The 12,136-nt window shown below is 67.6% G+C and carries 9 protein-coding genes; 1 reads left to right on the plus strand and 8 read right to left on the minus strand.

Annotation, left to right across the window (positions count from 1 at the left end; translation table 11 throughout):
• Window positions 1–2: 2 nt before the first annotated feature.
• The 8 genes from prmC to argS form a co-directional block, all read right to left on the minus strand.
• On the minus strand, window positions 3–875 hold the full coding sequence (prmC, locus tag QNO00_RS04055; RefSeq protein ID WP_284023708.1) for a peptide chain release factor N(5)-glutamine methyltransferase: 873 nt from the start codon (window positions 873–875) through the stop codon (window positions 3–5).
• Between the two features lie 8 nt (window positions 876–883).
• The gene (prfA, locus tag QNO00_RS04060) at window positions 884–1,963 is read right to left on the minus strand and encodes a peptide chain release factor 1 (RefSeq protein ID WP_229965200.1); all 1,080 of its coding nucleotides are present in this window, start codon (window positions 1,961–1,963) and stop codon (window positions 884–886) included.
• A gap of 201 nt (window positions 1,964–2,164) precedes the next feature.
• Window positions 2,165–4,405 carry a transcription termination factor Rho gene (gene rho / locus QNO00_RS04065; protein WP_284023709.1) on the minus strand — a complete coding sequence of 747 codons (2,241 nt, stop codon included), beginning with the start codon at window positions 4,403–4,405 and terminating at the stop codon, window positions 2,165–2,167.
• A 397-nt stretch (window positions 4,406–4,802) separates the two neighbouring features.
• A complete protein-coding gene (gene thrB, locus QNO00_RS04070; RefSeq protein WP_502863077.1) occupies window positions 4,803–5,786 on the minus strand; it encodes a homoserine kinase in 984 nt (327 codons plus the stop codon).
• Window positions 5,787–5,792: 6 nt separating this feature from the next.
• Window positions 5,793–6,908: a threonine synthase gene (gene thrC / locus QNO00_RS04075; RefSeq protein ID WP_284023711.1), complete on the minus strand. Its 1,116-nt coding sequence runs from the start codon at window positions 6,906–6,908 to the stop codon at window positions 5,793–5,795.
• A 4-nt stretch (window positions 6,909–6,912) separates the two neighbouring features.
• A complete protein-coding gene (locus QNO00_RS04080; RefSeq protein WP_284023712.1) occupies window positions 6,913–8,211 on the minus strand; it encodes a homoserine dehydrogenase in 1,299 nt (432 codons plus the stop codon).
• Window positions 8,212–8,220: 9 nt separating this feature from the next.
• Entirely contained in the window at window positions 8,221–9,678 is a 1,458-nt protein-coding gene (lysA, locus tag QNO00_RS04085; protein WP_284023713.1) for a diaminopimelate decarboxylase, read from the minus strand.
• Window positions 9,679–9,681: 3 nt separating this feature from the next.
• Window positions 9,682–11,331 (minus strand): arginine--tRNA ligase, encoded by a 1,650-nt coding sequence (argS, locus tag QNO00_RS04090; protein ID WP_284023714.1) that lies wholly within the window; start codon window positions 11,329–11,331, stop codon window positions 9,682–9,684.
• 306 nt (window positions 11,332–11,637) lie between these two features.
• On the opposite strand from argS, the gene QNO00_RS04095 reads away from it, so the two are divergent.
• On the plus strand, window positions 11,638–12,132 hold the full coding sequence (locus QNO00_RS04095; protein WP_284023715.1) for an FMN-binding protein: 495 nt from the start codon (window positions 11,638–11,640) through the stop codon (window positions 12,130–12,132).
• Window positions 12,133–12,136: the final 4 nt, after the last annotated feature.

Below are 12,136 nucleotides of genomic sequence, written 5' to 3' on the forward strand. Positions count from 1 at the left end.
TCTCAGATGTCGTGTGCCGTCCGCACCGCGGAGGTGGCCCGCGGGCGGCCGTTGAGGTCAGTGTGTGTCGCCACGTCCTGCCAGCACGGCTGCGCTGCCAGCAGGGCAGCAATCCGCTCGGCCTGGACCTCGGCATGTTCCATCACAAAGTATCCGGAGGTGCGCAGCAGCCGGGCAGCGGTGCCGGCGGCGGCCAGCGGCAGTTCCAGTCCGTCCCGGCCGCCGCCGTACAGCGCCATGGCCGGATCGTGCTCGGCGGCCTCGGGCTCATTGGGAACCGCGTCCGCGGGCACATACGGCGGGTTGGAAACCACCACATCGAACGTTCCGTCGGAGTCCGCCAGGGCGGTGCGCAGGTCGTCGTGGAGAAGGTGCACCCCCAGCGGCTCGAGGTTCCGCCGGGCCCAGGCCAACGCCAGCGGGCTCAGTTCAACGGCGTACACCTCGGCTTCCGGAACCTCGGTGGCCAGCGACGCGGCAATGGCACCGGATCCGGTGCCCAGGTCCACTGCCTTGACCGGCGCCTTGCCTTCGGCAGCAATCCGGCGTGCGGCGTCGATGGCGAGCTGCGCCACGGTCTCGGTCTCGGGCCGCGGCACGAAAACACCCGGCCCGACCATCAGCTCGAGGTAGCGGAACGAGGCGGTGCCGGTCAGATGCTGCAGCGGGACGCGGGACGCACGTTCGGCGACGAGCTCCTCGAAGCCGGGCGGCACGGGTGCGTCGGTGAAGGCCAGCGCCTTGACCCGGCCGCGGGACTCCCCCAGCAGGTGGGCAGCGAGAAGCTCAGCGTCCACGGCCGGGCTCGGCACGCCGGCACCGGCCAGAATGGCGGCGGCTTCGCGCAGGGCCGCCGCCAGCGTGGTGGATTCCATGTCGAAGGTTAGTTCTCGTCACCGATGGCGTCGAGGCGCGCCTGCTCATCCATTTCGATCGCGGCCTGCACCACGGCTTCGAGGTCGCCGTTCATCACGGTGTCCAGGTTGTAGGCCTTGTAGCCGGTGCGGTGGTCCACAATCCGGTTTTCCGGGTAGTTGTAGGTGCGGATGCGCTCGGAACGGTCCATGGTGCGGATCTGGGACTTGCGGATGTCCGAGTTCGCGGCGTCGATCTCAGCCTGCCGGTGGGCCAGGATGCGGGAGCGGAGCACGCGCATGCCGGCTTCGCGGTTCTGCAGCTGTGACTTCTCATTCTGCATGGCCACCACAATTCCGGTGGGAAGGTGGGTGATGCGCACGGCGGAGTCGGTGGTGTTGACCGACTGGCCGCCCGGGCCCGAGGACCGGTAAACGTCAATCTTCAGGTCGTTCTGGCTGATCTCGACTTCTTCAGGCTCGTCCACTTCGGGAAGCACCAGCACGCCGGCGGCCGAGGTGTGGATCCGGCCCTGGGATTCCGTGACCGGAACACGCTGCACCCGGTGGACGCCGCCCTCGTACTTCAGGCGGGCATAGACGCCTTCGGCCGGGTCGTTGGAGGAACCCTTGATGGCCATGGAGACGTCCTTGTAACCGCCCAGGTCCGACTCCGTGGAGGTGATGATTTCAGTCTTCCAGCCCCGGGTCTCGGCGTAGCGGGTGTACATGCGCAGCAGGTCACCGGCGAACAGGGCAGCTTCGTCGCCGCCTTCACCGCCCTTGACCTCAATGATGACGTCGCGGCCGTCGTTGGGGTCGCGGGGAATCAGCAGTCGGCGCAGCTTCTCCTGGGCCTCGTCGAGCTGCTCCTGAAGGACCGGAACCTCGGCGGCGAATTCGGGATCGTCAGCTGCCATTTCGGAAGCCGCTGCGAGATCGTCTTCGAGGGCGTGCCACTTGTTGTAGGCGTCCACGATGCGGCTGAGTTCGGCGTAGCGCCGTCCGAGCCGCCGGGCGAGGCCCTGGTCCGCGTGCACCGCCGGATCGGAAAGCCGCAGCTGCAGCTCTTCGTGCTCATCCAACAGACCCTGTATGGACTCAAACATGTTTTACGTTCCTCTTTCGACTGTGGACCCTGGCCCGAACTCGGGCCGGATCCTGAAATCTTTCACCACTGCGGAATTCTTAGACTGCCCATCAGCAGTTTATCCGTGACCGGAAGTGCACCTGCGGGTTAACTGCCAAGCCGCCCAGGCTCCGGTCTCCGCGGATGCGGACAGCGGAGCATGAGCGGCTCGGTAAGGCAGCTAGTCGTCCTTGGTGCCCAGGGTGGTCTTCTGGATCTGCATCAGGAATTCGACGTTGGACTGCGTTTCCCGAATCTTGCCGGTCAGCAGTTCCAGCGCCGACTGGGTGTCCAGGCCCGACAGCACACGGCGCAGCTTCCACATGATCTTGACCTCATCAGGGGACAGCAGGTTCTCTTCGCGGCGGGTACCGGACGCGTTGACGTCCACGGCCGGGAAGATGCGCTTGTCCGCAAGGTTGCGGGACAGGCGCAGTTCCATGTTGCCGGTGCCCTTGAATTCCTCGAAGATGACCTCGTCCATCTTGGATCCGGTCTCCACCAGGGCCGTGGCCAGGATGGTCAGCGATCCGCCGTTTTCGATGTTGCGGGCAGCACCGAAGAAACGCTTGGGCGGGTACAGTGCGGACGAATCCACACCACCGGACAGGATGCGGCCCGACGCCGGAGCGGCCAGGTTGTAGGCACGGCCCAGGCGGGTCATGGAGTCCAGGAGAACGACGACGTCGTTGCCCATTTCCACGAGGCGCTTGGCACGCTCGATGGCAAGTTCAGCCACCGTGGTGTGGTCATCGGCGGGACGGTCGAAGGTGGAGGCAATGACCTCGCCCTTGACCGTGCGCTGCATGTCCGTGACTTCTTCGGGGCGCTCGTCCACGAGGACCATCATGAGGTGGACCTCAGGATTGTTGATCGTGATGGCGTTGGCGATTGCCTGCAGGATGAGCGTCTTGCCGGCCTTGGGCGGCGAGACGATCAGGCCGCGCTGGCCCTTGCCGATCGGGGCCACCAGGTCGATGACGCGCGGGCCGATCACCTTGGCGGAGGTCTCCAGGCGCAGGCGCTCGGAGGGGTACAGCGGAACCAGCTTGGAGAACTCCACGCGGTCCTTGTTGTCCTCGGCCGGTTTGCCGTTGACAGTGGTCAGGCGGACCAGCGCGTTGAACTTCTGGCGCTGGTTGCCGCCCTGGTTCTCGCCTTCGCGGGGAGCACGGATGGCACCGACAACGGCGTCGCCCTTGCGCAGGTTGTACTTCTTGACCTGGGCCAGGGAAACGTAGACGTCGTTCGGGCCCGGCAGGTAGCCGGAGGTCCGCACAAACGCGTAGTTCTCGAGGACGTCCAGGATGCCGGCCACGGGCAGCAGGACGTCGTCTTCGGTGACCTCAACGTCGTCAACGTCCGGGTTCTGGTTCCGGTTGCGGCGGCGCTCGTTGCGGTCGCGGAAACGGTCGTTCCGGTCGCTGCGGTCGTTGCGGTCGTTCCGGTCGTTCCGCTCACTGCGGTCGTTCCGGTCGCCGCGGTCATTGCGGTCGCTGCGGTTGCGGTTGCGGCGGTTGCGGCCCCGGCCGTTTTCTTCGCTGTCGTCGCGGCTGTCGCGGGCGTTCTCGCGGTCACCGCGGGTGTTCTCGCGGTTGTTGTCCCGGTCGCCGCGGGTGTTGTCCCGGTTTTCGCGGGTGTTCTCGCGGTTCTCGCGGGTGTTTTCGCGGTTGTTCTCACGCTCGGCCCGGGTGTTGTCCCGGTCGCCGCGGGAGTTCTCGCGCTTGTCCCGGCCGTTCTCGCGGCTGCGGTCCTCTGAACCGTTGGCAGCTGCTCCGTTACCGTTCTCCGACGCGTTTGACGGCGCGGACTCGGTGCTCGGCTGCTCGGCCTTGTTGTTGTCCCGGCCGTTCTCAGACCGTGTGTTCTCGGACCGGCCGTTGTCCGATGCCTCGCTGTCGGCGCGGCGGCTGCGTGAACGGCGGTTGCCGCGCTCCCGCTGGTTGTCCTCGCGGGGGGTCTCCTCGCGGACGGTTTCGGCCTGGGCGGGCGGTGCCTCCGCGGCCGGAGCCGGTGCTTCCGCTGCGGGCGCAGTGACGACTCCGTCACTGGCAGCGCGGCGGTTGCGGTTGCGGGTCCGGGCCGGACGCTCCGGAGCCGACTGCTCGGCGGCGGGCGCCTCGGCAGCTGCCGGGGCTGAGCGGTCGGAACCAGCCTTGGCGCCGTCGGCCTGTGCGGCGTCAGTCTTGGCGCCGCGCACCGGGCGGTCGGCAACTGCGCCGCCCCGCTGATGGTTGGAGATGGCTGTTACGAGATCTCCCTTGCGCATGCGGGACCCGCCGGTAATGCCAAGCTGGCCGGCAAGCGCCTGGAGCTGTGCGAGCTTGAGGCCCGCAAGACCGGAGCTTTTTGAAGTCGCTTCGCCGTTGATTCCGGCGGTAGCTGAGTCCACACCTGTTGTCAGGTCAGTGGTGTCTGTCACGAAGGATCCTTCCCCCTCGTCGGGCGGTCCGGCGCAGTGCCGGCCGCGGATGATTTGGCCCTGGTCCCCCTATGGTCAGACATGGGGGTCAGGGTTCGCCGGTTGCCGGTAAGAGCCGGGAATCGGCGAATCTACTGGGTGCCTCTTGGAAAGAAATCCACAGGAGTTTGGTCAGCTTCGCTGCCGAACTATGCGGCATTCATGGGGACTGACCGTTTCTTGGCAGTACCCGGAAGGCTGCACCGAGAATTGCACTTCCGCAACTGAATAACAGTTTCCGACACGGTGTTTGGACACAATGCCCTCAACAAAGAGTTTTCAACAATTCTTCGCCGGCGGTCCAGAAACGGACGGCCTGGATGCAGGAGCACAAGCTGGATGCGGGAACACAAGACGGTTAGTACCGCTGGTGCTCTTCCACTCTAGCACCATCTCGGTCCACACTGAGCCGCAAAACACGCCAAAATTGCGTAGTTCCGGCGGCCGTCAGGTACTCGGTAATCAGCTCTTCCGCGCTGCGTGCCTGATCCGTTCCGTTGGCCAGGGCCATGACGGTGGGCCCGGCGCCGGAGATGACCGCAGCGAGCCCGTTGGCCCTCAGATGGGCCATCAAAGCGGCGCTGGGCGCCATGGCCTCGGCCTCGGCCCGATAATCCTGGTGCAGGAAATCCCGCGTGCCCTCCGGCAGCAGCGCCGGATCGGCGGCCAGGGCATGGACCAGCAGTGCCGCCCGGCCCGAATTGGCCGCTGCCGCGGGATGCGGCACGGCCGCCGGAAGCAGCCCGCGGGCACTTTCCGTGGACAGTTCGTTGGCCGGAACGGCAGCAACCGGAATGATGTCCGGATGCACCGGGGCCGTCACCGACCGGAACGTTCCGGCCTCCTCCCAGGAGATCGCCAGTCCGCCGGCCAGCGCCGGAGCCACGTTGTCCGGATGACCCTCCAGCCGGGAGCACAAATCCAGCAGCCCGGCGGCGTCCAGCCGGTGCTCCGGCGGCAGCAGGGCATTGCCCGCCAGGACGCCGGACACGATGGCCGAGGCGGAGGAGCCCAGGCCGCGGCCGTGCGGAATGACGTTGTCCGCGTCCAGACGCAGCCCCGGCAGCGAATATCCGGCGGCTTCCACCGTGAGCCGGATGGTCCGGACCACCAGGTGGGTGCCGTCGGTGGGCAGCGTGCCGGCGCCTTCGCCGGTGATGCTGACGGTGGTGCCGGGCTCGCCGACGGTGCGCACCCGCACGGTGTCGAACAGGCCAACGGCCAGTCCCAGGCTGTCAAAGCCCGGTCCCAGGTTGGCGCTGGTGGCCGGCACCCGGACCGTGACGTCCTGGCCTTCGGCCACGGCGGTGCGGGAAGGTGCCGCGGAATCGCTCACATGCATCTCGCTCTAGCCCGCGGCCTGTGCTTCCAGGCCCAGCGCGGCAGCCACGGATACGACGTCGAACTCCACCTTGGTGGGCTCCACATCGGAACCGTCGGCAGTGCGCAGCGCCCACTGGGGGTCCTTCAGGCCGTGGCCGGTGACGGTGATGACAATCTTCTTGCCGGTGGGAACCTCGCCGGCGGCATGCTTCTTGAGCAGCCCCGCAACTCCGGCGGCGGAGGCCGGCTCCACGAAGACGCCCTCGCGGGAGGACAGCCAGCGGTGCGCCTCAAGGATCTCCGTGTCGGTGACGGCTTCGATCAGCCCACCGGACTCGTCCCGGGCGGCGATGGCCTGGTCCCAGGAGGCCGGGTTGCCGATGCGGATGGCAGTGGCAATGGTGTCCGGGTCCGTGACGGGGTGGCCCTGCACCAGGGGCGAGGCCCCCTCGGCCTGGAAGCCCCACATGGCGGGGGTTTTGGTGGCGACCGGGGCCAGCTCGGTTCCGGCGAGGTTGGTGTACGGCGCGGCGTACTCGGTGTAGCCCTTCCAGTACGCGGTGATGTTGCCGGCGTTGCCGACGGGCAGCAGGTGCAGGTCCGGGGCGTCGCCCAGGGCGTCAACCACCTCAAAGGCTGCGGTCTTCTGGCCTTCGATGCGTGCCGGGTTGACCGAGTTGACCAGGAACACCGGGTAGGCCTCGGCGAGCTTGCGGGCCACGTCCAGGCAGTTGTCGAAGTTGCCGTTGACCTGCAGCAGCTCGGCGCCGTGGGCGATGGCCTGGCTGAGCTTGCCCATGGAGATCTTGCCGTCCGGCACCAGGACGGCGCAGGTGATGCCGGCCTGCGTGGCATATGCCGCGGCCGAGGCGGAGGTGTTGCCGGTGGACGCGCAGACCACGGCCTTGGCGCCGGACTCGACGGCGGCCGTGATGGCCATCGTCATGCCGCGGTCCTTGAAGGAGCCGGTGGGGTTCATGCCTTCGACCTTGAGGTAGACCTCATTGCCGGTGAGCTCGGACAGCGCCTTCGCCCGGACCAGGGGCGTGCCGCCCTCGCCCAGCGTGATGATCTCGGTGCTGTCGGTTACGGGAAGACGATCGGCGTACTCGCGGATAACGCCGCGCCATTGCTGAGCCACTGTGTTAGACCCCTTCTACCCGCAGGACGGATGTGACGGAAATGATGACGTCCAGGCCCTTGATGGCCTCGACGGTGGCTGCCAGGGCAGCTTCGGAGGCACGGTGCGTCACGAAGCGCAGTTCTGCCGCTGCTCCGGTGCCGTCGCCGTGGATGGTCTGGCGCATCGTTTCGATGGAGACGCCGTGATCGGCGAACACCCGGGCCACGGCTGCCAGCACGCCCGGCTGGTCGGTGACCTGCAGGCCGATGCTGTAGCTGGTGGTGACCATCGGCATCGGCAGGGCCTGAACATGGCCGGTGGGGGTTTCAGCGCCCAGCGGTCCGCCCAGCACGAGGCGGCGGGCGGTGCTGACGACGTCGCCCATCACGGCCGAGGCGGTCGGGGCGCCGCCGGCGCCCTGGCCGTAGAACATCAGCTCTCCGGCGTTTTCGGCTTCCACGAACACGGCGTTGAACGCGCCGTGGACAGCGGCCAGCGGATGGGTGCGCGGCAGCAGCGTGGGGTGCACCCGCACGCTGACGCCGGGTTCGCCGTCGTTCTCCAGCTTTTCGGCGATGGCGAGCAGCTTGATGACGAAGCCGGCATCCTGCGCGGCAGCGATGTCCTCGGCGGTGACCGAGGAAATGCCCTCGCAGGACACGTTCGCCAGGTCAAAGGTGGTGTGGAACGCCAGCGAGGCGAGGATCGCGCCCTTGGCGGCGGCGTCGTGGCCCTCCACGTCCGCGGTGGGATCGGCTTCCGCATAGCCCAGGCGCTGGGCTTCGGCGAGGGCGTCGGCGAACTGCGCGCCGGTGGAGTCCATCGCGTCAAGGATGTAGTTGGTGGTGCCGTTGACGATTCCCAGCACGCGGGTGATCCGGTCGCCGGAAAGGCTGTCGCGGATCGGGCGCAGGATGGGGATCGCACCTGCGACGGCTGCCTCGTAGGCCAGCCGGACGCCCGCGGCGTCGGCTTTCTGGAACAGTGCGGCGCCGTCGGCAGCCAGCAGCGCCTTGTTGCCGGTGACCACTGACGCACCGTGGCCGATGGCGTGGAGCATCAGCGTGCGGGCCGGCTCCATGCCACCCATCAGCTCAATGACGATGTCGGCGTTTTCCACCAGGGCCTCGGCATCGGTGGTGAAGAGGTCCTTCGGCAGGTCAACGTCGCGGGGCACGTTCGGATTGCGGACGGCGATGCCGGTCAGCTCCAGCCGGGCTCCGGTGCGCGAGGCCAGGTCTTCGGCGTCGTTGATGAGGATCCGGGCCACCTGTGAGCCAACGTTTCCGCATCCCAACAGGGCAACTTTCAGGGTGTTCATGATGTGGGCCTACTCCTTTTGCGTTTCGGTCGGTCGCGCGCTGGACGCGAAGACGTCGCGGGCCAACAGGTCGTCTTCCGTTTCACCGCGGATGATCAGCCGGGCGGCGCCGTCCCGGACGGCGACAACGGGCGGCCGGGCGATGTAGTTGTAGTTGCTGGCCAGCGCCCAACAGTACGCACCGGTTCCGGGAACGGCCAACAGGTCACCGTCAGCCGTATCGGCCGGCAGGTAGACGTCCCGAACCACTATGTCCCCGCTCTCGCAGTGTTTGCCAACCACGCGTGACATAACCGCGTCATCTTCGGAGCTGCGCGAGGCGAGCACTGCCGAGTAGTCGGCGTCGTACAGCACCGGGCGCGCGTTGTCGCTCATCCCGCCGTCCACCGACACATACCGGCGCGGCGAGGTGCCGCCGTCGGTGTCCACCCGCACCGTCTTGACGGTGCCGGCGCGGTACAGGGTAAAGGTGGTGGGCCCAACGATGGCGCGGCCGGGTTCAATGGAGATCCGGGGAACGGCCAGTCCCAGCTCATCACAGGTGGAGCCGACGACGGCGGCCATCGCGCGGGCAATTTCGGCCGGCGGGCGCGGGGTGTCGGCCTCGGTGTAGGCGATGCCGTAGCCGCCGCCGAGGTCCAGCTCGGGCAGCTCGACGCCGTGCTCGGCCTTCACCTGGGCCAGGAACCCGAGCAGCCGCCGTGCGGCCAGCTCGAAGCCTTCGGGCTCGAAGATCTGGGATCCGATGTGGCAGTGCAGGCCCAGCAGGCGGATGCCCTCATGGTCCAGGGCCGCGGCAACGGCCGCGGCGGCGGGCGAGATTCCGCCGGCCTCGGGGTCCGGTGCCATGGAGAGTCCGAACTTCTGGTCCTCGTGCGCGGTGGCGATGAACTCATGCGTGTGGGCATGGACGCCGGGCGTCAGGCGCAGCATGACGTTGGCCTGCTCGCCGCGGGAGGACGCCAGGGCGCCCAGGCGCGCCAGTTCCGCCATGCTGTCCACGACGATCCGGCCCAGGCCCATGTCCAGGGCCCGGGTGAGTTCGGCGTCCGACTTGTTGTTGCCGTGCAGGCCCAGGTCGGCGCCGGGGATTCCGGCGCGGCAGGCCACTGCCAGTTCCCCGCCGGAGCAGGTGTCCAGGCGCAGGCCTTCGGAGGCCACCCAGCGGGCCACCTCGGTGCAGAGGAAGGCCTTGCCGGCGTAGTAGACATCCACTCCCCCGCACAGGTCGGCGAACGCGGCGTCAAAGGAGTCCTTGAAGTCCCGGGCGCGGGCCCGGAAGTCGGCCTCCGACACCACGAACAGCGGCGTGCCGAACTCCTTCGCCAGCGCGGACACCGCCACGCCGGCAACTTCGAGTTCGCCGGAGCCGTTGCGGCTCACGTCGCGGGCCCACATCAGGGGGCGCAGGGCATTGGCGTCCGCCGGATGGCTGAGCCACTCGGGGGCGAGCGGGGAAACAGTCACGGTTTACATCCGTTCCGGTGCTGAGACTCCCAGCAGGCCCAGGCCGTTGGCCAGGACCTGGCGGGCGGCGAGGTTCAGCCACAGGCGGGTGCGGTTGACGTCGGTGATCTCCTCGTCGCCCTGCGGGGCGATGCGGCAGGCGTCGTACCAGCGGTGGTAGGTTCCGGCGATGACTTCCAGGTGGCGGGCCACGCGGTGCGGTTCGCGGAAGGCGCTGGCCTGCGCGACGACGCCGGGATACTGTCCCAGCGCTGCCAGCAGTTCGCCTTCGGTCGGGTGCGTGAGCAGGGAAGCGTCGAACGCAGAATCGTCGACGCCGGCCGCCTCGGCATTGCGGGCCAGGGCGTAGGTGCGGGCGTGGGCGTACTGGACGTAGAACACCGGGTTCTCGTTGCTGCGCTTGGTCAGCAGGTCCAGGTCGACGTCGATGTTGGAATCGGCGGAGAAGCGGGCCAGCGTGTAGCGGGCGGCGTCCACGCCCACGGCGTCGACCAGGTCCTCGAGGGTCACCACGGTGCCGGCTCGCTTGGACATGCGCACCGGCTTGCCGTCCTTGACCAGGTTCACCATCTGCCCGATCAGCACCTCAACGCAGGCCGGGTCGTGGCCCAGTGCTGCGGCCGCGGCCTTGAGCCGGACGACGTAGCCGTGGTGGTCGGCGCCGAGCATGTAGAAGTTGAGGTCGAAGCCGCGGTCACGCTTGTTCTGGATGTACGCGATGTCACCGGCGATGTACGCCGCCTTGCCGTCGGACTTGATGACCACGCGGTCCTTGTCGTCGCCGAACTCCGTGGAGTTCAGCCACCAGGCGCCGTCCTTCTCGTACAGGTTCTTCGAGCCCTTGAGCTGCTCCAGGAGCTTGTCCACCTGGCCGTTTTCGTGCAGCGAGTCCTCGTGGAAGAAGACGTCGAAGTCCACGCCGAAGTTGTGCAGCGATTCCTTGATGTCGGTGAACATGAAGTCCACGCCCACGGCGCGGAAACGCTCCTGGGCCTCGGCCTCGGGCAGGCTCATGATGTTCGGTTCCGCGCCGAGCACCCGGTTGGCGATGTCCTCGATGTAGGCACCGGCGTAGCCGTCCTCCGGGGCCGGTTCGCCCTTGGCGGAGGCCAGCAGGGAGCGGGCGAAGCGGTCGATCTGCGCGCCGTGGTCATTGAAGTAGTACTCGCGGGTGACCTCGGCGCCCTGCGACTGGAAGACCCGGGCCAGGGCGTCGCCGACGGCGGCCCAGCGGGTTCCGCCGAGGTGGATCGGGCCGGTGGGGTTGGCGGAGACGAACTCCAGGTTGATCCGGGTGCCCTTCAGGACCTCCGAGGTGCCGTACGAGTCGCCGGCGGCCACAATGGTCTTCACCAGTTCGCCGGCGGCACCGGCGGCGAGGGTGATGTTCAGGAAGCCCGGTCCGGCGATGTCCACTTTGGCGACGCCGTCGATCTTCTCGAGGCGGTTCTTGAGGATTTCAGCAAACTGGCGCGGGTTCATCCCGGCCTGCTTGGACAGCTGCAGGGCGATGTTGGTGGCCCAGTCACCGTGGTCCCTGTTCTTCGGACGCTCCACACGCACCTCCCGGGGCACGTCGATGCTGAAGTCACCGGCATCGATGGCGTCTTGGAGGCAGGCAGTTACGGCGGAGGAAAGTTCTTCAGGAGTCACCGGTTAAGCATAGCCGCCGGGCAGGTGCTGTTCCGCGAACCGTTACGTCGCCGGAGACTTTCCCGTGGCTTCCCCCATGACCTCCCCCATGACTTCCCAGCGACTTCCCCCATGGCTTCCCCCTGTGACTTCCCCTGTGGCTTCCCCCATGACTTCCCCCATGGCCAACCCAACAGCACGTTTCCAGGCATGGGTCACCCGATAGGCATGGTTCATCCGGATACGTTGTAATGGATACGGACACGGGACCGAAACTTGCGAGCGCCGGCCCGGTGCCCGCCTGCTGCCCCATCTCCAGGAGACACATTGAACCCCACACGCAAGACCCTGCTGTTCACCGCCGCTTCCCTGACCCTGGTCTCCACCGCCTGTTCGGGACAGGCATCGGACGAGGCTCCGGCCGCCGAGCCCTCCACCGCTGCCTCGGCCGCACCGCAGTCGGCGGCACCGCAGAGTGCCGCACCCCAGAGTGCCGCACCGCAGTCGGGGGAACCGGCCGGCAGCTACGCCGACGGCGAGTACTCGGCACAGGGAACCTACACGCCGCCGTCGAACACGACCGAGGAAGTGGATGTCACCCTGACGCTCGAAGGCGGCGTGGTGACGGCCCTGGAGGTCACCGCCTCGGGCAACCACCCCACTTCCAAGCAGTACCAGCGGGAGTTCACCTCCGGGGTCCAGGAAGAGGTGGTGGGCAAGAACCTCGACGAGCTCGACGTCGACAAGATTGCCGGCTCCTCGCTGACCAGCAGCGGCTTCAACAAGGCCCTGGAGTCCATCCGCACCGAAGCCGCGAACTGATCCC

Origin of the sequence: Arthrobacter sp. zg-Y1219, assembly GCF_030125545.1 — a bacterium.
GTDB lineage: Bacteria > Actinomycetota > Actinomycetes > Actinomycetales > Micrococcaceae > Arthrobacter_B.